This window comes from Bacteroides thetaiotaomicron VPI-5482, assembly GCF_000011065.1.
GTDB lineage: Bacteria > Bacteroidota > Bacteroidia > Bacteroidales > Bacteroidaceae > Bacteroides > Bacteroides thetaiotaomicron.
In genome coordinates, this window is sequence record NC_004663.1 from 491564 (window position 1) to 514481 (window position 22918).

Consider the following 22918-nt stretch of genomic DNA (forward strand, 5'->3'; position numbering starts at 1 on the left):
TCTTCAAAAGGACAAAAGGACAAAAATGACAGATAGGACTATTTTATGAGATCTTCTGATACTTTCCATGAGATATCTTATTGATTTTGACGCCAATGAACGATTTTATCAGCCTGCTGATCTTGCGGTGGCTGAAATCGTATTTTACGCCGATCTGCATTGCATCTTCGGTAGTGAATGTTTCTGGCAACTCGCCGATGAACTTCCGTGTACTGTTCGGATCTTTCAACGGATGGAGCTGGGAAGACGGCATGGAAGACAATAATAGCCTGCTATGCTCATAACAGCAGAGAACGATCTGGAGAGAACGCTCGAAATCTACATCCTCACAATAGATATCCGGTGCGCCATCATTCGCCTCGAACTGGCGGATGCGTGCCTGGATCATGCTGATGCGCATCACAAGACAGGCATACCGTTTGACAACGGCCTGAAGGTCATCGTTACCTTCCAGAACCACTTCGGCAAGCAGCTTAGAAAACGTATGATTCAGATAATCCCATTGAGAACGGCTGAAGTGAAACAATACAGGATGATTCTTGCAGAAATGATAAAGCTCGAAGACACGATGTGCCAGCGGTTTGAAAGACTCTTCGAGCGAGATACTGTCATCTCCCATGGGCTTCCACTTCGGAATGCTGCGGAAAGTGTAGAGCATGATACGGCTCGGAAGTCCTTTTTCCGAAGTCTCTATCAGTGAAGCCATCTGACTCGGGGTGCCGGTGAGGAACATGGCAAGCATGGGAAAACGGATATAAATGGGGGTTAAGCCATTGATCTTGAAAGCGGAATCGATATTTTCATGCTCGAATGCCTTGCGGAGCATATCGTCAAAGTTACCGCAATCCAGATGATTGGCTGTAGCCAGCGTCTGCGCCTCGGTATCGAATATGATGCTTCCTTGCGGACCGTTGTCCCGCATTTGGATCTGCATACGGCTGTAGCTGGTAGTGGCAGGGAGAAAAAGCATTTTGTAAGCTGGTTTTTCCGGTTCTTCGGGACACTCTTCATGTGCCTTTTTCTTATAAGTACAGTCCAGCTTCCATTGGGTGTACTTATGGTTATAAATTTTCTGCTGAAGTTCGCTATTGGAAAGTATCCAGTCGTGGACCTCTTCCAGCAGATAACGTCCTGTTTGCGCAATGCTCTTGTTGCTCCCGGCGGGGGCAATGCCGAAACTGTAGAAATGGGGAGAATACTTTTTGTGATTATAGATGCCGAATGTGCCGGGCAGTACGGAACTCAATGCGGTGAGGTTGGAGAGAAAGGAAAGATCCTGTTCACGATCACCTTCCTCTTCGAGGATACATTCGTTCAGCAGATCGGGCAGATATTTGTACACGCTTTTGGGAAAACAGGGCGTTTCTTTTCTGAATTCTTCGCCTTGCCAATACGCTTCATCTGCTTCATAGACGTTTTCGGATGGGCTATATGTCACTTTTGTCATTTTGTCCTTATGAAGAGAAGAGCAAAGCGGAGAGGCGGAGACGGATGGAGTAGAGGTAACTTTTTGGTAACCAGATTGTAGGATGCTCCTGATTTCCTGTGCGGGAAAGTCGGAGTGCTCAAAATAAACCGTAATCCCGCGTAATATGCTTTCTTGCGAATATCTTCTCCGGCAAGCTTCGCAGGCGAGTTTAAACAGATTGGTGTGTCGTTGCCCGGCGGTCAATGGATTTAAGAAAATGTAGGACGAAAGGAACAAGCTGACTTCCTCTTCCGAGAAGTTCTCGGAGGTTTCGTTTGCTTTTGCAGGTAGCGGAGGAGAGGGGAGGTTTTCTGCTGTCGGCTGGAACGGTTGTGTTTCCACAGCTGCTTCCAGAACGAATGACTGATAGAGACTGGCTACGTATCCGTCCGGTGAATAGGTGAAATAGCACAGGCGGCTTTCGTCTTTACAGGCGGGATCGCTGGTGAGCCCGGTCAGCTGGTCGTAGTAACGGCTGACCAGTAACTGCCCTTCCCGGTGACGGCCTTCGATGCCTTCCACATAGGCGAAGATTTTCACGCCGTCCGTAGGGCTTTCCAGAGCAGCTACGGTATGAGGGTCGGCAGCGCAAAGACGGATGATCTCCAGCCGATTGGGAACGTGGTCGTAGTCGAGTCCGATAATGTGACTGGGCAACTGGAAATTTCGGATGGCATGCGCTCCGTCGAAGGTGCCGGCAGGAGTGAAGCAGGGGAGCTGGCTTTTTAGTTTTTGGGCGGCTTCATGGTCGCCTTCCTGATGATACCGCCGGATGGATTGGATGATGGAAGCATAAACCGGATGAATACACATAAAGATGACTTCGAGGAAAGACATGATTTTAGGCTTTTTGGAATACACATTTTCGTAAACGGAAACTTTAATTTCTTCGAGTACTTGCATTTGATTTTGATGTTTTATGATTGTATATCCCACTATCGGGATAGCGGGTGCAAAGGTAAAGGAGGGGGAATTAGAACTTGTTTCATAGGTTGAAACAGATTGAATAACCAAATATATATCTATTTTTTATTAAATTTTAAACAAAGAGTAAACATGACAAAAGAAAATCATGGACCTTATGAATTTTTGGGAAGTATGGTAGTGAACCTGATGAATATCGACAAATCGATTTCGTATTCTTTTCTGGAAGATGAGTTGCATATCTCCGGAAGGGATGTGAGTGCCATGCGGCAGGGGAAGGATTTACACGTTTATCAGTACGTGCGTGTCGTCAGCTGTATCATGGATGAGATACATCTGGAAATTCTGTTGAATGCACTGCTGAAGGAATTGAAGAATGTATTTGCAGCCCATTGTGATTTAGTGATCGGTACGATTCCACATCGGCTTTACGGAAACGGACAGCCGGCAGAATGGGTGGTAGTGATGAGATGGGACGGGGTAGGGGTCTGATCCTTCTTGTCATACCCGGATTGCTATCTTAGTCTTCTAAAGTACGTCCGCATTTTTTTCATGATCTTGATACCCAAAACTACTCCGTCAAAGATGGCCATGCCGGTATTGAACGAACGCATGAGCGAATCCGCTTTGTTGGCAGCGGGTGCAAGAGGCGAGAATATTTCGCGGGTGGTGGCCGTCATAGCTCTTTTTTGAGCCTGAATTTCATTCAAGAGCTTCTTTTTGCGTTGGGTGATCTCTTCTAATGTAATTTTGGCAGGTGTTTGCGCACTCATAACTTCATTTATTTTGAATCGGTTAAAAACAAGTTAGCGAGGAAGTTTACCATCGGGGAGATGATAAGCTGTTTGCGGAAAATAATGACTAAAGCCATAATCAGTATATTGATGCCGGCAATGATAGCGAAGCTTGCCATAAGTCCGCCTACCAGAGGTTCCAATACATAAGCCAAGGCAAATAACAGATAAAACAGGGCTACCATGCCAAGGATGATAAGTATTACAATCATGATTAACGTTGAAAGAAGTATGGTCAGCTTCTCCGTCAACTCTAACTTGGTGTATTCTTTTTGAAGTTCCAGATACTTTTTGAACTCAAAAAACAACTGTTGAAAGTTCTCAATACTTTTATCGTCTGCAAACATGGTCGCTCTGTTTTAGTCCTTTACTTACTTATTCTCCTATTTCTCCTTTAATTTCAGCTGCGATTTCGTCAACGAGATTTTCCATTTCGTTGCGGTTCAGCTTGATTCCTTTTTTACGAAGAATTTCTGCGATCTTATTACGGGTATCTTCTCCCTTTTCAGGAGCAAACAAAATACCAAGGGCTGCACCTACGGCTGCACCACCCAGAAAAGCTGCTAATACATTTAATCCTTTCATAATTTATACTGTTTAAAATGATTATGATACAACAAATATAACATTTTTCTCCAAAGGTTGTTCGCAAAAACAGAAAAAAAGTACTTCCTTTTTATCATTCTTGATTTCTTTTATGGTTTAATCTTATTTAACTAGACTTTTGGACTAACAAATGAGACTTAAGGCGTACTTTTGTCATTCAATATTGTAATTCAAAACATAATGAAAGCGAAGATTGTTTTTATAACCGGAGCGAGCAGCGGAATCGGCGAAGGATGCGCCCGTAAATTTGCTAAGGAAGGATGGAACCTGATTTTGAATGCCCGTACAGTGTCGAAGCTGGAAGAACTGAAGGCTGAACTGGAAAAAGAGTATGGAATACAGGTCTATGTGTTGCCTTTTGATGTTCGCGACCGGAAACAGGCTGCCGCCGCACTAGAAGCGTTGCCGGAAGAATGGAAATCGATTGATGTATTGATTAACAATGCCGGACTGGTGATCGGAGTGGACAAAGAGTTCGAAGGTAGTCTGGACGAGTGGGATATCATGATCGATACGAATATAAGAGGTTTGCTCGCCATGACACGTCTGGTAGTTCCGGGCATGGTGGAACGGGGATGCGGACACATTATTAATATAGGTTCTATCGCCGGAGATGCCGCCTATCCCGGAGGCAGTGTTTACTGCGCCACCAAAGCTGCTGTGAAGGCACTTTCGGACGGACTTCGGATAGACTTGGTGGATACGCCGCTGCGGGTGACGAATATCAAACCGGGCATGGTGGAAACAAACTTTACAGTGGTCCGTTACCGTGGTGACAAGCAGGCGGCTGATAATTTTTACAAGGGAATCCGCCCGCTGACCGGAGACGATATTGCCGAAACGGTATATTATGCTGCCTCGGCTCCTGCGCATATTCAGATTGCAGAGGTGCTTTTGATGCCGACTTATCAGGCAACGGGCACTATTTCTTATAAGAAGAAGGCAGAATAGACGTTTTTTCGCTCATTTTCTTTGCCGGATGATAAAATTTCTATTATTTTGTTGCCCGAAAACTAAATGTGAACGAACAAGATTATTGAATTATTAATTAAATACAGAATATTGGATATGAAAAAATTGGTCGTATTAGGAATGGGAGTATGCATGGTGCTTGCGTTTGCATCTTGTAAATCCAGTGAAAGCGCCTATAAAAAAGCTTACGAAAAAGCAAAACAGCAAGAATTGGCAGAACCGCAGGTGGAAGCTCCGGTAGAAGTGACTCCGGTTGTTGCAGCTCCTGTGACAACACCTAAGGCTACAGATACAACCGGCGTTCGTCAGGAAAAGGTGACAGTCGTTTCCGGTACCGACGGATTGAAGGATTACAGCGTAGTAGTAGGCAGCTTCGGTGTGAAAGCGAATGCTGAAGGCTTGAAAGACTGGTTGGACGGACAAGGTTACAACGCAACAATCGCATTCAATGCGGAAAAAGCAATGTACCGTGTGATTGTAAGCTCATTCGCTGACAAAGCGGCTGCTGTCGATGCACGTGACGCATTCAAGGCTAAATACCCGAGTCGTACAGACTTCCAGGGAGCTTGGTTGCTGTATCGTATTTATTGATTTCTTTTTGGTAATATATATCGGGATGGATAACCTGTTTTCCCGAAATAAGAAGGCGGTAACTGGGAAGTTACTGCTTTTTTGTTACACATTGTAAATTCGTTTTTTAGAAATTTTTATCATTCTACTAAAAGAAGTTATAAATAGCAGGTGGGAAACTTTTTTCGTAAATAAAGTTTTTACTTTTGTCATTATGAAACAGAAATATGTAATGGCTGCTATCGATGCAGCGTTGAAAGCGGGTGAAAAAATCCTTTCTATCTATGAAGATCCGAAGTCGGATTTTGAAATAGAGAGGAAGGCGGATAACTCTCCCTTAACGATAGCAGACAGGAAAGCCCACGAGGCGATTGTGGCCATTTTGAATGAAACTCCTTTTCCGGTTCTTAGTGAAGAAGGAAAGCATATGGACTATGCAGTGCGGCGAGGCTGGGATACTTTATGGATTGTAGACCCGCTGGACGGAACGAAGGAGTTCATCAAGCGTAACGGAGAATTTACGGTAAATATAGCTTTGGTGCAGAACGCTGTACCTGTAATGGGTGTTATTTACGTGCCTGTAAAAAAAGAACTTTATTTTGCAGTGGAGGGGACAGGTGCCTATAAGTGTTCCGGCATTGTCGGTCTGGAAGACGAGGGAGTGACCTTACAGCAGATGATTGAGAAATCGGAACGGATGCCATTGGCGGATGCGCGCGACCATTTTATTGCTGTCGCTTCCCGTTCACACCTGACGCCTGAAACTGAAACATATATTGCAGACTTAAAAAAGAAACACGGCAATGTGGAACTGATATCAAGCGGAAGTTCCATTAAAATCTGTCTGGTTGCCGAAGGAAAGGCGGATGTCTATCCGCGTTTTGCTCCGACGATGGAATGGGATACGGCTGCCGGACATGCGATAGCCCGTGCCGCAGGGATGGAAGTATATCAGGCAGGGAAGGAGGAACCTTTGCGATATAACAAAGAGGATCTGCTGAATCCGTGGTTTATCGTTGAAGCAAAAAGAGAACGCTAATTAATGTTTATATGACATTTGAAATTGTATTTGTACTATTATCCTTATTAGGAATGATGGCTGCCCTGATCGCGGATAAGATGCGGCCGGGCATGGTGCTCTTTTCGGTAGTGGTTTTATTTCTGTGCGTCGGCATTCTGACTCCGAAGGAAATGCTCGAAGGTTTCAGTAATAAAGGAATGATTACCGTCGCCTTGTTATTCCTGGTTAGTGAAGGTATCCGTCAGTCGGGTACATTAGGGCAAGTGATCAAGAAACTGCTTCCGCAGGGGAAGACGACGGTGTTTAAAGCGCAGCTGCGTATCCTGCCGTCTGTTGCATTCATTTCTGCCTTTCTGAATAATACTCCGGTGGTAGTCATCTTTGCCCCGATCATCAAGCATTGGGCGAAATCGGTAAAACTTCCGGCCACCAAGTTCCTGATTCCCCTTTCTTATGTGACTATCCTCGGCGGTATCTGTACGCTGATCGGCACTTCTACCAATCTGGTAGTGCATGGTATGATTCTGGAAGCCGGCTATGAAGGCTTCACCATGTTCGAACTGGGAAAGGTCGGCATCTTTATTGCCATTGCCGGTATCATATATCTTTTCATTTTCTCCAAACGGCTCTTGCCCGATGCACGTCCGGATACGGCTGTGCCCGATGAAGAAGTGGAGGAAGGAGAGAAGCTGCATCGTGTAGAAGCTGTATTGGGAGCCCGTTTCCCCGGTATCAACAAGAAACTGAGTGATTTCAATTTCCAGCGTCACTATGGTGCGGAAGTGAAAGAGATTAAAACACGTAACGGTCAGCGCTATGTCGATCATCTGGAGGATGTAGTGCTCCGTGAGGGTGATACGCTTGTGGTGATGGCGGATGATACGTTTATCCCGACTTGGGGAGAATCTTCGGTATTCGTGCTGCTTACCAACGGCAATGATCCGGATACTTCGGGAAAGAAGAAGCGCTGGTTGGCGCTAATCTTGCTGGTACTGATGATTGTCGGTGCTACGGTGGGCGAACTGCCGGCAACCAAAGAGATGTTTCCCGATATCAAGCTGGATATGTTTTTCTTTGTCTGCATTACTACTATTATCATGGCGTGGACCAATATTTTCCCCGCCCGTAAGTATACCAAATATATTTCGTGGGATATTCTGATTACGATTGCCTGCGCATTTGCCATCAGCAAGGCTATGGTGAACTCCGGTGTGGCCGATTGTGTGGCAGGATTTATCATCGGTTTGAGTGACGATTACGGACCGCATGTATTACTTGCTATATTGTTTGTCATCACGAATTTGTTTACGGAACTGATCACGAACAATGCGGCTGCGGCTCTGGCATTCCCGTTGGCACTGTCCATCTCGGCGCAGTTGGGCGTAAGTCCGACACCTTTCTTTGTCGTGATCTGTATGGCTGCGTCTGCCAGCTTTTCCACACCGATCGGTTATCAGACTAATTTGATTGTGCAAGGTATCGGCAACTATAAGTTTACGGATTTTGTCCGTATCGGTCTGCCGCTCAATATCATCACTTTCTTAATCTCTGTGATCCTGATCCCGTTGATCTGGAACTTTTAATAAATATATTCTATAAATGGAAGAAAAAAATCATATATATCCGATTTTTGACCGCATGATGACGCGGGAGGACAAAGAAGAACTTCTGGGACAGCATAGCGTGATGATCTGGTTTACAGGTCTGAGCGGATCAGGTAAAAGTACGATTGCGATTGCATTGGAACGTGAACTCCATAAGCGCGGACTGCTGTGCCGTATTCTGGATGGAGACAATATCCGCAGCGGTATCAACAATAATCTGGGCTTCTCCGAAACTGACCGTGTAGAGAATATCCGTCGTATCGCCGAAGTATCCAAGTTGTTTTTGGACAGCGGCATCATTACGATTGCGGCATTTATCAGTCCCAATAATGATATCCGTGAAATGGCAGCGAATATTATCGGAAAAGATGATTTCCTGGAAGTTTTCGTAAGCACCCCGCTGGAAGAGTGTGAAAAGCGGGATGTGAAAGGACTGTACGCCAAAGCGCGCAAGGGAGAAATTCAGAATTTCACCGGAATTTCCGCACCGTTTGAGGTGCCCGAACATCCGGCCCTGGCATTGGATACTTCGAAGCTGAGTCTGGAAGAATCGGTCAACCGCCTGCTGGAGATGGTGTTGCCGAAAATAGAAAAGAAATAAATGAAGAAATTTCAAAAAAGATGGAAGAATATAAACTGAGCCATTTGAAAGAACTCGAAGCCGAGTCAATTCATATCATCCGCGAGGTGGCGGCGGAATTTGAGAATCCGGTGATGCTGTACAGCATCGGAAAAGATTCTTCGGTGATGGTGCGCTTGGCTGAAAAAGCGTTTTATCCGGGAAAAGTTCCCTTCCCGTTGATGCATATCGATTCGAAGTGGAAGTTTAAGGAAATGATCCAGTTCCGCGACGAATATGCCAAGAAACATGGCTGGAACCTGATTGTGGAAAGTAATATGGAAGCGTTTCATGCAGGGGTAGGACCTTTCACGCATGGAAGCAAGGTACATACGGACCTGATGAAGACTCAGGCATTGCTGCATGCGCTGGATAAATATAAATTTGACGCTGCATTCGGCGGCGCGCGCCGGGATGAAGAAAAGTCACGTGCCAAGGAGCGTATCTTCTCTTTCCGTGATAAATTCCACCAGTGGGACCCGAAGAACCAGCGTCCTGAATTGTGGGATATCTACAACGCCCGTGTACACAAAGGTGAGAGTATCCGTGTGTTCCCGATCAGCAACTGGACGGAGCTGGATATCTGGCAGTATATCCGTCTGGAGAATATTCCGATCGTTCCGCTGTATTATGCCAAGGAACGTCCTGTGATCAATCTGGATGGTAATATCATCATGGCGGATGACGACCGTCTGCCGGAAAAATATCGTGATCAGATCGAAATGAAGATGGTGCGTTTCCGTACTCTGGGCTGCTGGCCGTTGACGGGCGCAGTAGAGAGCGGTGCGGCTACCATCGAAGAGATCGTGGAAGAGATGATGACGACTACCAAGAGCGAACGTACTACCCGTGTGATCGACTTTGACCAGGAAGGCAGCATGGAGCAGAAGAAACGTGAAGGGTATTTTTAAGCAATTAAAAATGAATGATTAAAAAACTAAAAGTTGGAAATGGATAATAAGCTGGATATAAAGGCCTTTCTGGATAAAGACGAACAGAAAGACTTGCTGAGACTGTTGACTGCCGGTTCGGTGGATGACGGAAAATCGACTTTGATCGGACGTCTGTTGTTTGACAGTAAGAAACTGTACGAAGATCAGCTGGATGCATTGGAACGTGACAGTAAGCGTGTAGGTAATGCAGGCGAACATATAGACTATGCTTTGTTGCTCGATGGCTTGAAAGCGGAGCGTGAGCAGGGAATTACGATTGACGTGGCTTACCGCTACTTCTCTACCAACGGCCGTAAGTTTATCATTGCGGATACTCCGGGACACGAACAGTATACACGTAATATGATTACCGGTGGCTCTACGGCCAATCTGGCAATTATCTTGGTAGACGCCCGTACGGGTGTGATTACCCAGACCCGTCGTCATACTTTTCTGGTATCTCTGTTGGGCATCAAGCACGTGGTGCTGGCAGTCAATAAGATGGACCTGGTGGACTTCTCCGAGGAACGGTTCGACGAGATTGTATCGGAATACAAGAAATTCGTAGAACCGCTGGGTATTCCGGATGTGAACTGTATTCCTCTTTCTGCTTTGGACGGTGACAACGTTGTGGATAAGTCCGAACGCACACCATGGTATAAAGGAATCTCTTTGCTGGACTTCCTCGAAACGGTTCATATCGATAATGATCATAACTTCACGGATTTCCGTTTCCCTGTGCAGTATGTGCTGCGCCCGAACCTTGACTTCCGTGGTTTCTGCGGTAAAGTGGCATCGGGTATTGTCCGCAAGGGAGATACAGTGATGGCATTGCCTTCCGGAAAGACTTCCAAGGTGAAGAGTATCGTGACATACGACGGCGAACTGGATTACGCTTTCCCGCCGCAGTCGGTTACACTGACGTTGGAAGACGAAATCGACGTATCCCGTGGTGAAATGCTGGTGCATCCGGACAACTTGCCGATCGTTGACCGCAACTTCGAAGCGATGATGGTATGGATGGATGAAGAACCGATGGACATCAATAAATCGTTCTTTATCAAGCAGACTACCAATTTGAGCCGTACCCGCATCGACGCGATCAAATATAAAGTGGATGTCAACACGATGGAGCATCTTTCCATTGACAATGGACAACTGACAAAGGACAATTTGCCATTGCAGCTCAATCAGATCGCCCGTGTTGTGCTGACTACTGCCAAGGAGCTTTTCTTCGATCCTTATAAAAAGAATAAATCTTGCGGTTCTTTTATCCTGATCGATCCGATTACGAATAATACCTCTGCCGTAGGTATGATTATCGACCGGGTGGAAATGAAAGATATGGCTGCCACGGATGACATCCCCGTACTGGATTTGTCGAAACTGGACATTGCCCCGGAACATCACGCCGCCATAGAAAAAGTCGTGAAGGAACTGGAACGCCAGGGACTCTCCATAAAAGTGATTAAATAAAATGTAGAACGATGGGATTACTTGAATTTAATAAACTTCCGATTAATACGTTGGTAGGTGCCGACTGGAAAACGTTTAAGGCAATCACTGCCGGCCGTGATATTGATGCTGCTTATAAAGGCAAGTACCGGTTGACGAAAGCGGTGTGCCGCCTGCTTTCTCCGTTGGCTGCATTGCAGGATAAACGCTACGAAAAGTTGTTGGCCAATCAGCCGCTGGAACATGATCCGGTATTCATTCTGGGACACTGGCGGAGTGGAACTACTTTTGTACATAACGTGTTCTCCTGCGACAAGCATTTTGGGTATAACACAACTTATCAGACCGTATTCCCGCATCTGATGATGTGGGGACAGCCTTTCTTCAAGAAGAATATGAGCTGGCTGATGCCGGACAAGCGTCCGACGGATAATATGGAGCTGGCAGTGGATCTTCCGCAGGAGGAAGAGTTTGCATTGTCGAACATGATGCCGTATACCTATTATAATTTCTGGTTCCTGCCGAAATATCAACAGGAATATGCGGACAAGTATCTGCTGTTTGATGATATCACGGACAAAGAACTGAAAGTGTTTGAAGAGGTATTCACGAAATTGATCAAGATTTCTTTGTGGAACACCAAGGGTACGCAATTCCTCAGCAAGAACCCTCCTCATACGGGCAGGGTGAAAGAATTGGTGAAAATGTTCCCGAACGCCAAGTTTATCTACCTGATGCGTAATCCGTATACGGTATTTGAATCTACACGCAGTTTCTTTACAAATACAATCCAGCCTCTGAAACTGGAGGATGTCAGCAATGAACAATTGGAGGAGAATATCCTTTCTATTTATGCAAAGCTGTATCATAAGTATGAATCGGATAAGAAATTCATTCCGGAAGGCAATCTGATCGAAGTGAAGTTTGAAGACTTTGAAGCGGATGCGATGGGAATGACGGAGAATATTTATAAGTCACTTTCTATCCCCGGCTTCGCCGAAGCACAAGGAGATATCGAAAAATATGTCGGCGGCAAGAAGGGATATAAGAAGAATAAGTATAAATATGATGACCGGACGATTCGATTGGTAGAGGAAAACTGGGATTTTGCTTTGAAACAATGGAACTATAATTTATAAAAGAAAGGATAAGTATTGATGATTAAGAAAATGGTTCATCGCCTGTTTCTGACAGGCTTCGTTGCATTTTTTTCTTCCTTGTCTTTGATGGCGCAGCATAAAGTGGAGATGCTCCCCTTCGGGGATATGGACCAATGGGTGGACCGCCAGATAAAAGAGTCGGGGATTATCGGAGGGAACACGAAGAATGTGTATGAGATTGGTCCGACGACTGTAATTAAGGGAGATCAGGTGTATAAGAATATGGGTGGCTCACCGTGGGCGACTTCGAATGTGATGGCGAAAGTGGCAGGTATTACCAAGACAAATACGTCGGTTTTTCCGGAGAAACGGGGAGACGGTTACTGTGCACGCCTGGATACGCGTATGGAGAGTGTGAAGGTACTGGGGCTTGTCAATATAACCGTATTGGCTGCCGGCTCTATCTTTACGGGATCTGTGCACGAACCGATCAAGGGTACCAAGAACCCGCAGAAGATGCTTCAGACGGGGATTCCGTTTACCAAGAAGCCGGTTGCCCTTCAGTTTGACTATAAAGTGAAGATGTCCGACAGGGAAAAACGTATACGTGCTACCGGTTTCAGTAAAATTACAGATGTAGCAGGCAAGGATTATCCGGCTGCTATTTTATTTTTGCAGAAACGCTGGGAGGATGCCAACGGAAATGTTTATGCCAAGCGTATCGGAACGTTGGTGACTTATTACTATCACTCTACCGACTGGAAGAATAATGCCACGTATGAAATTATGTATGGAGACATTACCAGCCGTCCCGAATATAAACCTCACATGATGCGTCTGCAGGTGACTGAGAACTATACAGTCAACAGCAAAGGTGAAAGCGTGCCTATCCACGAAGTGGCATGGGGGGATGAAAATGATGAGCCGACTCATCTGTATCTCCAGTTCACATCCAGTCATGGCGGAGCTTACGTCGGTTCACCCGGAAATTCATTGTGGATTGATAATGTAAAACTGGTATATTAATTAAGGTAGCGGAAAAAATAAGGGATAACCAATGATATAGATTATCATTGGTTATTTTTTTGCTTTTATTTTTCTTTCAAAAATGTTGGCTATACCCTTTGTAGGCTATCCAACACTTTTATCATCCCATATAAATATCACGAAGAAATGTTTTTTTACGAGTTTTTTTGTGTGTATTACAATAAATATCTATATTTGCACTAAATTTAAAGAAAAAGGGTAGAGATTTATATCTCTTTGTTTAAGATTTAGAGCCTGTAGAGTTGTGGTTATAGCGTAACACAAACTGCATTATATTATTTACTAAAATAAATTGAGATGAAAAAGGGTTTATTGTTTATTTTAATGGTAGGGGCTTCTGTGTGCCTGTCTGCTCAGGAAAAAGGAAAAACAGAAGGTAAAGCCTACACTGTAGAGACTAATCGTTTTGGGGCCAATTGGTTCATTAGTGGTGGCGTTGGTGGTCAAATGTACTTTGGCGACAACGACGGTAAAGCGGATTTCGGAAAACGCATTGCTCCGGCACTTGATATTGCCGTAGGTAAATGGTTTACTCCGGGTATCGGATTGCGTGTTGCATACAACGGTCTTCAAGCTAAGGGAGCTGCTCCTAGTGCTAATGACTTGTATACAAAAGGTGGCAAGTATTCTAACGGTTACTACAAGCAGAAATGGAACATGGCTAACTTCCATGGTGATGTTCTCTTCAACCTTTCTAACATGTTCTGCGGTTACAACGAGGATCGTCTTTATTCATTCATTCCTTATGTAGGTGCAGGTGTGGCTCTTTCTTGGTCAGAACCTCATCAACAAAACTTAGGTATCAATGCCGGTTTGATCAACCGCTTCCGTGTATCGGATGCTTGGGATATCAACCTTGAATTGCGTGGCCTTTTGATGAAGGATGCATTCGGCGGAACTTCTAAAGAAGGTATGGCCGGTGTAACTGTAGGTGTAACTTACAAGTTCAAAAAACGCGGATTCAACGCTGTTCCTACTGTACCGATGGTACCGGAAAGCCAGTTGGACGACATGAGAAACAGACTGAACTCTCTGAAGGGTGAAAACGAATCTCTGAAACGTGACTTGGTTGAAGCACGCAACAAGAAGCCGGAAGTAATCGTTAAGAAAGAAGGCGGATTCGTTCCACGTCTGGTTGTTGTATTCAACATTGGTAAGAGCAACATCAGCAAGAGAGAGTACATGAACATCGAAGCAATGGCTAAGGGTATCAAAGCTAATCCGGAAAAGACATTTACTGTTACAGGATATGCTGACAAGGGTACTGGTTCTGCTGAGTACAACATGAAGTTAAGTAAGAAGAGAGCTGAAGCTGTACGTGACCTGATGGTGAATGAATTCGGTGTACCTGCTTCTCAACTGAAGGTTGATTACAAGGGTGGTGTAGGCAATATGTTCTACGATGACGCTAAGTTGAGCCGTGTTGCTATCGTGGAAGAATAATCCACAGTTGAAATAATAGAATAAAAGAGACGTTTCCTTTCGCGGGAAGCGTCTTTTTTGTATTTTTGTACCCCATATGAGCAGAATAGTAGCTATAGATTATGGAAGGAAGCGCACAGGGATAGCTGTGAGCGATACGTTGCAACTGATTGCAAACGGGTTGACAACTGTACCCACGCATGAACTTCTGAACTTTATCGGTGGGTATGTGGCAAAAGAACCGGTAGAGCGGATTATTATAGGATTGCCCAAGCAGATGAATAATGAAGCTTCGGAAAATATGAAGAACATCGAACCCTTTGTTCGTTCATTAAAGAAACGTTTCCCGGAACTTCCTGTAGAATATGTGGACGAACGTTTCACATCTGTTCTCGCACACCGTACGATGCTGGAAGCCGGACTGAAAAAGAAAGACCGGCAAAACAAAGCATTGGTGGATGAGATAAGTGCCACTATTATTCTGCAAACATATTTGGAGAGTAAACGTTTTTAATAATAAGACAGAGAATAATTTAATTTTTTAGTAGAGTATAAAGTATGATTTTACCAATTTATGTATATGGCCAGCCTGTTTTGAGAAAGGTGGCAGAGGACATAACCCCGGAGTATCCGAACCTGAAAGAGCTGATCGCGAATATGTTTGAAACAATGGTGCACGCCGATGGCGTGGGACTGGCTGCTCCACAGATCGGCTTGCCTATCCGTGTCGTTACGATTACATTAGACCCGCTTTCGGAAGACTATCCGGAATTTAAGGATTTTAATAAAGCTTATATCAATCCTCATATCATCGAAGTGGGTGGGGAGGAAGTCAGTATGGAAGAAGGCTGTCTGAGTCTGCCCGGCATTCATGAGTCTGTGAAAAGAGGAAATAAGATCCGTGTGAAATACATGGACGAGAACTTTGTAGAGCATGATGAAGTGGTGGAAGGCTATCTGGCAAGGGTGATGCAGCATGAGTTCGACCATCTGGACGGAAAGATGTTTATCGACCACCTTTCGCCATTACGCAAACAAATGATAAGAGGAAAATTAAATACGATGCTGAAAGGAAAAGCGCGTAGTTCATATAAGATGAAACAGGTGAAATAAAGATAAAAAACGTTTATATCCCTGTTAAGTAAGCGAAAAGCATTATTTTTGTTTCGTTTACAAGCATAAAATATCAATGATTAAAAGAATACTAACAGTTTTATTGCTGTTCCCCACACTGGTTTGTGCTCAGATTAATACGGAGCGGGTGATGACTATTGCCCGCAATGCGCTGTATTTTGAGGACTACGTGCTTTCTATTCAGTATTTCAACCAGGTAATTAATGCGAAGCCATATTTGTATGAGCCTTATTTTTTCAGGGCGCTGGCAAAGGTGAATCTGGAGGATTATCAAGGAGCGGAAGCGGATTGTGACGAGGCTATCAAACGGAATCCGTTTGTAGTAGGTGCATATCAGGTTCGTGGACTGGCACGGATTCGTCAGAGTAAATTCGACGGGGCGATTGAGGATTATCAGAAAGCATTGCATTATGATCCGGAAAACATCACCTTGTGGCACAATCTGACCTTGTCTCATATTCAGAAAAAGGATTATGACGCAGCCAAGGAGGATTTGGAGAGCTTGCTGAAAGTTTCTCCGCGCTATACACGTGCTTATCTGATGAGGGGAGAGGTTTCTTTGCAGCAGAAGGATACGGTTGCGGCACTGAAGGACTTTAATACGGCTCTCGAACTGGATAAGTATGATCCGGACGCATGGTCGGCAAGGGCTATTGTCCGCTTGCAGCAGTCCAACTATGCAGAAGCGGAATCGGATCTGGACCGTGCGATTCATCTGAGCGCGAAGAACGCGGGTAATTATATAAACCGTGCTTTGGCCAGATTCCATCAGAATAATCTGAGGGGTGCTATGAGCGATTATGACCTGGCTTTGGATATTGATCCCAATAACTTTATCGGGCATTATAACCGTGGTTTGCTTCGTGCCCGTGTCGGGGATGACAACCGTGCTATCGAGGACTTCGATTTTGTGATTCAGATGGAACCTGATAATATGATGGCTATCTTTAACCGTGCGTTGCTTCGTGCTCAGACGGGAGATTACCGGGGCGCTATCAAAGACTATACGACAGTTATCAACCAGTATCCGAACTTCCTCGCAGGATATTATCATCGTGCGGAAGCCCGCAAGAAGATCGGCGACAAGAAGGGGGCCGAACAGGATGACTTCAAACTGTTGAAGGCTCAGCTTGACAAGCAGAATGGAGGGACGAACAAAGACGTTGCCCAGAATCAGAATAAAGATAAAGAAAACCAGAGCGGCGAGAACGGTGACGAAAGCGAGGAAGGAAAAACTCGTAAGAAGTCTGACAAGAACATGAACAACTATCGCAAGATTGTGATTGCCGATGATTCTGAAGCGGATCAACGCTATACAAGTGATTATCGCGGACGCGTACAGGATAAGAATGTGAACATAAAACTGGAACCGATGTTTGCCTTGACTTATTATGAAAAGTCGAGCGAAGTGAAGCGTTCGGTGAATTTCCATAAGTTTATTGAAGACCTGAATCTGTCGAATGTACTTCCGAAGCGTATCCGTATTACAAATATGGAGGCCCCGCTGACGGAAGAACAGGTGAAATTCCATTTTGCCCTGATTGATGCGCATACATCGGCTATTGTGGACGATGACAAGAGTGCTCCGAAGCGTTTTGCCCGTGCCATTGACTTTTATCTGGTACAGGATTTCTCCAGTGCGGTTGCCGACCTGACTCAGGCGATATTGCTGGACGGAGATTTCTTCCCGGCCTATTTCATGCGTGCACTGATTCGTTGCAAACAACTGGAATATCAGAAGGCTGAACAGGCTGCCGAAGCGGATATGCCGAGTGGCGCTGCTGTCAAGGAAGTGAGTGCGGTGGATTATGAAGTTGTCAGAAAGGACCTGGATAAGGTGATAACTCTGGCTCCGGACTTCGTTTACGCTTATTATAACCGTGCCAATGTGGCGGCTATGCTGAAAGATTACAGGGCTGCGATTGTCGATTACGATAAGGCGATTCAGCTGTCTCCGGACTTTGCTGACGCTTATTTCAACCGGGGACTTACGCATATTTTCCTGGGTAATAATAAGGCGGGAATCTCAGATTTGAGCAAGGCCGGTGAACTAGGAGTTGTTTCTGCTTACAACGTGATCAAGCGTTTCACGGATCAGACAGAATAACATTTTTTTGATAAAAAATAGAAAACTCAAAAGATTTCGTTACTTTTGCGTTCTCATTATGAAAATATAACATCATCATATTATGATAAAGATAACATTTCCCGATGGCTCCGTTCGTGAGTATAACGAAGGAGTGAACGGTTTACAGATTGCAGAAAGTATCAGTTCGCGCTTGGCACAGGATGTACTTGCATGTGGCGTGAACGGTGAGACTTATGATTTAGGACGTCCTATTAATGAAGATGCTGATTTCGTACTTTACAAATGGGACGATGAAGAAGGCAAACATGCATTTTGGCACACAAGCGCCCACTTGCTGGCTGAAGCTTTGCAGGAACTTTATCCGGGTATCCAGTTTGGTATCGGACCGGCTATCGAAAACGGTTTCTACTATGATGTGGATCCGGGAGAAGCTGTGATTAAAGAAAGTGACCTGCCTGCCATCGAAGCAAAGATGCTTGAATTGTCGGCAAAGAAAGATGCGGTAGTCAGAGAAAGTATTTCGAAGACGGACGCTTTGAAAATGTTTGGCGACCGTGGCGAAACGTATAAATGTGAATTGATCTCAGAACTGGAAGACGGACATATTACTACCTACACCCAGGGTGCGTTTACTGACCTTTGCCGTGGTCCTCACTTGATGACGACTGCGCCGATCAAGGCTATCAAGCTGACAACTGTTGCCGGTGCTTACTGGCGCGGTCACGAAGACCGTAAGATGCTGACCCGTATCTATGGTATCACATTCCCGAAAAAGAAAATGCTGGATGAATATCTGGTGTTGCTGGAAGAAGCCAAGAAACGTGACCACCGTAAGATCGGTAAGGAAATGCAGTTGTTCATGTTCTCTGAAACAGTAGGTAAGGGACTTCCGATGTGGTTGCCGAAAGGTACTGCACTGCGTTTGCGTCTGCAAGAGTTCTTGCGTCGTATCCAGACCCGCTATGACTATCAGGAAGTAATTACTCCGCCTATCGGTAATAAGTTGCTGTATGTGACTTCCGGTCACTATGCAAAATACGGTAAGGATGCGTTCCAGCCGATCCATACTCCGGAAGAAGGAGAGGAGTATTTCCTGAAACCGATGAACTGTCCGCATCACTGCGAGATATATAAGAATTTTCCGCGTTCATACAAGGACCTTCCGTTGCGTATTGCAGAATTCGGTACGGTTTGCCGTTATGAACAAAGTGGTGAGCTTCACGGTTTAACTCGTGTACGCAGCTTTACTCAGGATGACGCACATATTTTCTGTCGTCCGGATCAGGTGAAAGATGAGTTCCTCCGTGTGATGGATATCATTTCTATCGTGTTCCGTTCGATGAATTTCCAGAATTTCGAGGCTCAGATATCACTCCGTGATAAAGTGAACCGTGAAAAATACATCGGTAGCGATGACAACTGGGAGAAAGCTGAACAGGCGATTATCGAGGCTTGCGAGGAAAAAGGCCTGCCGGCTAAGATTGAGTACGGTGAAGCTGCTTTCTATGGTCCCAAGCTCGACTTTATGGTGAAAGATGCCATCGGTCGCCGTTGGCAGTTGGGAACCATTCAGGTAGACTATAACTTGCCGGAACGTTTTGAACTGGAATATATGGGCTCTGACAACCAGAAGCACCGTCCGGTGATGATTCACCGTGCACCATTCGGATCAATGGAGCGTTTTGTGGCTGTATTGATCGAACACACTGCCGGTAAGTTCCCGTTGTGGCTGACTCCGGATCAGGTAGCTATCCTGCCGATCAGTGAAAAGTTCAATGAGTATGCAGAGCAAGTGAAGATGTATCTGAAAATGCATGAAATCCGTGCTATTGTGGATGATCGTAATGAAAAGATCGGCCGCAAGATCCGTGATAATGAAATGAAACGCATTCCTTATATGTTGATTGTGGGTGAAAAAGAAGCTGAAAATGGTGAAGTTTCTGTTCGCAGACAAGGGGAAGGCGACAAAGGAACCATGAAATATGAAGAATTTGCTAAAATTTTGAACGAAGAAGTTCAGAATATGATAAATAAATGGTAACTTTGCAGCCGTTTCATGATAAATATTTAGTAGAACAATAAAAAAATCAAACTAGGAAGTAAACGTTTTTAATGAAGAATGACACTTTAAAAGGGCAATATAGAATCAATGAACAGATTCGTGCCAAAGAAGTCCGCATCGTGGGCGACGAGATTGAACCGAAAGTATATCCTATCTTTCAGGCCTTGAAAATGGCTGAAGAGAAAGAGCTGGATCTAGTTGAAATTTCCCCCAATGCTCAACCTCCTGTTTGTCGTATTATTGATTACTCTAAATTTCTTTATCAATTAAAGAAACGCCAGAAGGAGCAGAAAGCGAAGCAGGTAAAAGTGAACGTAAAGGAAATCCGTTTCGGACCGCAGACTGACGATCATGATTACAACTTTAAGCTGAAACATGCCAGAGGATTCCTGGAAGACGGGGATAAAGTGAAGGCATATGTATTCTTTAAGGGGCGTTCCATCCTTTTCAAGGAACAAGGTGAAGTGTTATTGCTTCGTTTTGCCAACGATCTTGAAGATTTTGCAAAGGTGGATCAGATGCCGGTACTTGAAGGTAAGCGTATGACAATCCAGCTTTCTCCGAAGAAAAGGAAATGCCTAAAAAACCGGCGGCTTCCAAACCGGTAACTCAGGGACAGAAGGCTGAAAAGCCGGAAGCGGGCGAGGAAGAATAAAAAAGAATGAATGCGTGGCGCGCAGGTATAGTGCGTCACCATTATATATTTAATAATTTTAAAAACAAGTAAGATGCCAAAGATGAAGACTAACTCCGGTTCTAAAAAAAGGTTTACCCTTACCGGAACAGGTAAAATCAAAAGAAAGCACGCTTTTCACAGTCACATTTTGACTAAGAAATCGAAAAAGAGAAAAAGAAATCTGTGCTACTCTACAACTGTTGATACAACAAATGTAAGCCAGGTTAAGGAACTCTTAGCAATGAAGTAATCAAAAGCGTACAAAGTATTATTAAAGTATTAACCGAATGCTTTAGCCTGAAGTTCGTTGCGTGAAGTAACGGCGCTAACATTCAAAAAAAGTAAAACTATGCCAAGATCAGTAAATCATGTTGCTTCAAAAGCAAGAAGAAAGAAAATTTTGAAATTAACCAGAGGTTACTTTGGTGCAAGAAAAAATGTATGGACCGTAGCAAAAAACACCTGGGAAAAGGGTTTGACTTACGCGTTCCGTGACCGTAGAAATAAGAAAAGAAACTTCCGCGCTCTTTGGATACAACGTATCAACGCTGCTGCACGTCTTGAAGGAATGTCTTATTCTAAATTGATGGGCGGTTTGCACAAAGCCGGTATTGAAATAAATCGTAAGGTTTTGGCTGATTTAGCTATGAATCATCCGGAAGCTTTCAAAGCTGTAGTTGCTAAAGCAAAAGCTGCTTAAGTTTCAATAGTTTAGGATTTACAAAGTGTCAGTTATCGATCCGATAACTGGCACTTTTCTTTTGTTAGGCGGAGAGAAAGGATGAAAAAAAATGTTAGTGGACGAACAAATTCTTTCTTTTTCTTGCTATTCTCAGAGAATCTTATTACATTTGTGATAGAAAAATATTAGCCGTATCGACTGGATCGGGAAACTCTTCAAATTAATCTGATGCACCGAGAAAGCTTCGTTCTTCAATGGCGGGCCACATCCTTCGGGACAGCTTTAAGCCGGTGGATTACAAAGAGGGCGAGCGCTCAAATCTTGTTCTATCAGAGTTTCATCACATCGTCGATGCGGCTTTTTTATATACTCTTCTATGATATTTTATTTCTCAGGTACAGGTAACTCTAAATGGATTGCTAATCAGCTTTCTAAAGAACAACAGGAAGATTTGTTTTTTATCCCGGACGCATGGAAGAATGACACATGGGAGTTCTCTTTGCGGGAGGATGAGAAGATCGGTTTTGTCTTTCCGGTCTATTCGTGGGCGCCTCCCGTGATTGTACAGGAGTTTATTCGGAAGCTGGTTCTGAAGGGGTATCAGCAGCAATATCTGTTCTTTGTGTGTTCGTGTGGAGACGATACGGGGCTGACCCGGCAGGTGATGGAAAAGGCATTGGCTGCGAGGGGATGGAGATGTAATGCAGGCTTTTCTGTAATTATGCCCAATAACTATGTGTTGTTCCTCGGATTTGATGTGGATAGCAAGGAACTGGAAAAGAAAAAACTGGCAGAAGCGGTTCCGGCTCTTGAAAAAGTCAGTAGACTGATAACCGGGAGAGAAACTGTCTTTGCATGCAAGGAGGGGAGTTTGCCTTTTATCAAGACGAGGATCATCAATCCGTTATTTGTTCGTTATCAGATGTCTCCCAAACCTTTCCATGCAACGAGTGAGTGCATCGGGTGCAAGCGCTGTGAAAAAAGTTGTCCGGTAGGGAATATAACGATGAAGGAAAGAAGACCGGTTTGGGGAAAGAATTGCACCGCCTGCCTGGCATGTTATCATGTGTGCCCTCAGCATGCGGTGCAATATGGTAAAAAGACAAAAGGCAAGGGGCATTATTTTAACCCCGACTCAGCTTATTGATCTTTTATTTTAATACAGCAGTTGGATAAGTCTTCGATTATGGCAAGGCTTTCTACTCTGACACCTTTCTCTTCCAGTATTTTACGTCCATTTTGGAAGGCTTTTTCGATAATGAACCCCATGCCTACCAATTTTGCTCCGGATTGCTCTATGAGGTCGAGAATGCCTAATGCGGCATTTCCGTAGGCAAGGAAATCATCAACAAAAAGAACATTGTCATTTGGAGTCAGAAAATCGGCACTGATCACTACTTCATAATCACGGTCTTTGGTGAACGAGTGTACGGTAGTGCTTAGTGCGTTCTGAATGGTTTTGGGTGATTTCTTTTTGGCGAATACAACCGGTAAGTCCATGAGATAGCCCGTCATGATGGCAGGAGCGATACCGCTTGCTTCTATAGTCATGATCTTGTTTACGTTTGTGGCTGCAAAGCGGCGGACAAATTCTACTCCGATGGATTTCATCAGGACAGGATCCATCTGGTGATTGATAAAACCATCTACTTTAAGGATGCCTCCTTCGTAGCATTTTCCGTCCTGCAGAATTCTTTTTTTTAGTAATTGCATTATAATCTGATAATTAAATAATGTGCTA

Annotated in this window: 23 protein-coding genes and 1 pseudogene; 19 read left to right on the forward strand and 5 right to left on the reverse strand. The window is 44.5% G+C overall.

The features are described from left to right. Positions 1 to 43: 43 nt before the first annotated feature. Positions 44 to 2371, reverse strand: a complete 2328-nt coding sequence (locus BT_RS01970; protein WP_011107254.1) for a DUF3987 domain-containing protein — start codon at positions 2369 to 2371, stop codon at positions 44 to 46. Positions 2372 to 2524: 153 nt separating this feature from the next. On the opposite strand from BT_RS01970, the gene BT_RS01975 reads away from it, so the two are divergent. After that, entirely contained in the window at positions 2525 to 2884 is a 360-nt protein-coding gene (locus BT_RS01975; RefSeq protein ID WP_008760685.1) for a hypothetical protein, read from the forward strand. Positions 2885 to 2907: 23 nt separating this feature from the next. Here BT_RS01975 and BT_RS01980 read toward each other — a convergent pair whose 3' ends face one another. From BT_RS01980 to BT_RS01990, 3 genes are read right to left on the reverse strand one after another with little or no spacing between them, the layout of a single operon-like run. Further along, positions 2908 to 3165, reverse strand: coding sequence for a hypothetical protein (locus tag BT_RS01980; RefSeq protein ID WP_008760686.1), 258 nt, complete (start codon positions 3163 to 3165; stop codon positions 2908 to 2910). Between the two features lie 8 nt (positions 3166 to 3173). Next, the gene (locus BT_RS01985; protein WP_008760687.1) at positions 3174 to 3533 is read right to left on the reverse strand and encodes a phage holin family protein; all 360 of its coding nucleotides are present in this window, start codon (positions 3531 to 3533) and stop codon (positions 3174 to 3176) included. Positions 3534 to 3561: 28 nt separating this feature from the next. After that, a complete protein-coding gene (locus BT_RS01990) occupies positions 3562 to 3771 on the reverse strand; it encodes a YtxH domain-containing protein (RefSeq protein WP_008760688.1) in 210 nt (69 codons plus the stop codon). A gap of 201 nt (positions 3772 to 3972) precedes the next feature. Between BT_RS01990 and BT_RS01995 the strand changes: the two genes are divergently transcribed. The 18 genes and pseudogenes from BT_RS01995 (at position 3973) to BT_RS02080 (ending at position 22324) form a co-directional block, all read left to right on the forward strand. Further along, positions 3973 to 4743, forward strand: a complete 771-nt coding sequence (locus BT_RS01995; protein ID WP_011107255.1) for an SDR family NAD(P)-dependent oxidoreductase — start codon at positions 3973 to 3975, stop codon at positions 4741 to 4743. 117 nt (positions 4744 to 4860) lie between these two features. Next, positions 4861 to 5355 (forward strand): SPOR domain-containing protein, encoded by a 495-nt coding sequence (locus BT_RS02000; RefSeq protein ID WP_008766080.1) that lies wholly within the window; start codon positions 4861 to 4863, stop codon positions 5353 to 5355. Positions 5356 to 5548: 193 nt separating this feature from the next. Next, positions 5549 to 6373: a 3'(2'),5'-bisphosphate nucleotidase CysQ gene (cysQ, locus tag BT_RS02005; protein WP_032813481.1), complete on the forward strand. Its 825-nt coding sequence runs from the start codon at positions 5549 to 5551 to the stop codon at positions 6371 to 6373. A gap of 11 nt (positions 6374 to 6384) precedes the next feature. After that, entirely contained in the window at positions 6385 to 7938 is a 1554-nt protein-coding gene (locus BT_RS02010; RefSeq protein WP_008766078.1) for an SLC13 family permease, read from the forward strand. A 16-nt stretch (positions 7939 to 7954) separates the two neighbouring features. Beyond that, on the forward strand, positions 7955 to 8560 hold the full coding sequence (gene cysC / locus BT_RS02015) for an adenylyl-sulfate kinase (protein ID WP_011107257.1): 606 nt from the start codon (positions 7955 to 7957) through the stop codon (positions 8558 to 8560). Positions 8561 to 8580: 20 nt separating this feature from the next. Next, positions 8581 to 9489 carry a sulfate adenylyltransferase subunit CysD gene (cysD, locus tag BT_RS02020; protein ID WP_008760694.1) on the forward strand — a complete coding sequence of 303 codons (909 nt, stop codon included), beginning with the start codon at positions 8581 to 8583 and terminating at the stop codon, positions 9487 to 9489. A gap of 39 nt (positions 9490 to 9528) precedes the next feature. Beyond that, the gene (gene cysN, locus BT_RS02025; protein ID WP_011107258.1) at positions 9529 to 10986 is read left to right on the forward strand and encodes a sulfate adenylyltransferase subunit CysN; all 1458 of its coding nucleotides are present in this window, start codon (positions 9529 to 9531) and stop codon (positions 10984 to 10986) included. A gap of 11 nt (positions 10987 to 10997) precedes the next feature. Beyond that, the gene (locus BT_RS02030) at positions 10998 to 12104 is read left to right on the forward strand and encodes a sulfotransferase family protein (protein WP_008760696.1); all 1107 of its coding nucleotides are present in this window, start codon (positions 10998 to 11000) and stop codon (positions 12102 to 12104) included. A gap of 18 nt (positions 12105 to 12122) precedes the next feature. After that, entirely contained in the window at positions 12123 to 13091 is a 969-nt protein-coding gene (locus BT_RS02035; RefSeq protein WP_011107259.1) for a PCMD domain-containing protein, read from the forward strand. A gap of 318 nt (positions 13092 to 13409) precedes the next feature. Continuing rightward, positions 13410 to 14555: an OmpA family protein gene (locus tag BT_RS02040; RefSeq protein ID WP_008760698.1), complete on the forward strand. Its 1146-nt coding sequence runs from the start codon at positions 13410 to 13412 to the stop codon at positions 14553 to 14555. Between the two features lie 76 nt (positions 14556 to 14631). After that, positions 14632 to 15048 (forward strand): Holliday junction resolvase RuvX, encoded by a 417-nt coding sequence (gene ruvX / locus BT_RS02045; RefSeq protein WP_008766074.1) that lies wholly within the window; start codon positions 14632 to 14634, stop codon positions 15046 to 15048. 44 nt (positions 15049 to 15092) lie between these two features. Beyond that, positions 15093 to 15647, forward strand: coding sequence for a peptide deformylase (def, locus tag BT_RS02050; RefSeq protein WP_008760700.1), 555 nt, complete (start codon positions 15093 to 15095; stop codon positions 15645 to 15647). A 76-nt stretch (positions 15648 to 15723) separates the two neighbouring features. Next, entirely contained in the window at positions 15724 to 17775 is a 2052-nt protein-coding gene (locus tag BT_RS02055) for a tetratricopeptide repeat protein (protein ID WP_011107261.1), read from the forward strand. Between the two features lie 82 nt (positions 17776 to 17857). Further along, the gene (thrS, locus tag BT_RS02060; RefSeq protein ID WP_011107262.1) at positions 17858 to 19798 is read left to right on the forward strand and encodes a threonine--tRNA ligase; all 1941 of its coding nucleotides are present in this window, start codon (positions 17858 to 17860) and stop codon (positions 19796 to 19798) included. 71 nt (positions 19799 to 19869) lie between these two features. Continuing rightward, positions 19870 to 20474 (forward strand): annotated as a pseudogene (gene infC / locus BT_RS02065) (translation initiation factor IF-3). A gap of 73 nt (positions 20475 to 20547) precedes the next feature. After that, positions 20548 to 20745 (forward strand): 50S ribosomal protein L35, encoded by a 198-nt coding sequence (rpmI, locus tag BT_RS02070; protein ID WP_004297539.1) that lies wholly within the window; start codon positions 20548 to 20550, stop codon positions 20743 to 20745. Between the two features lie 99 nt (positions 20746 to 20844). After that, positions 20845 to 21195, forward strand: a complete 351-nt coding sequence (rplT, locus tag BT_RS02075) for a 50S ribosomal protein L20 (RefSeq protein ID WP_004297540.1) — start codon at positions 20845 to 20847, stop codon at positions 21193 to 21195. A 358-nt stretch (positions 21196 to 21553) separates the two neighbouring features. After that, positions 21554 to 22324, forward strand: coding sequence for an EFR1 family ferrodoxin (locus tag BT_RS02080; protein ID WP_011107264.1), 771 nt, complete (start codon positions 21554 to 21556; stop codon positions 22322 to 22324). On the opposite strand, the gene xpt is transcribed toward BT_RS02080, so the two are convergent. Then, complete coding sequence (gene xpt, locus BT_RS02085; protein WP_008760704.1) at positions 22318 to 22890, reverse strand: xanthine phosphoribosyltransferase; 573 nt, start codon at positions 22888 to 22890, stop codon at positions 22318 to 22320. The genes BT_RS02080 and xpt overlap by 7 nt on opposite strands. Positions 22891 to 22918 lie beyond the last annotated feature (28 nt).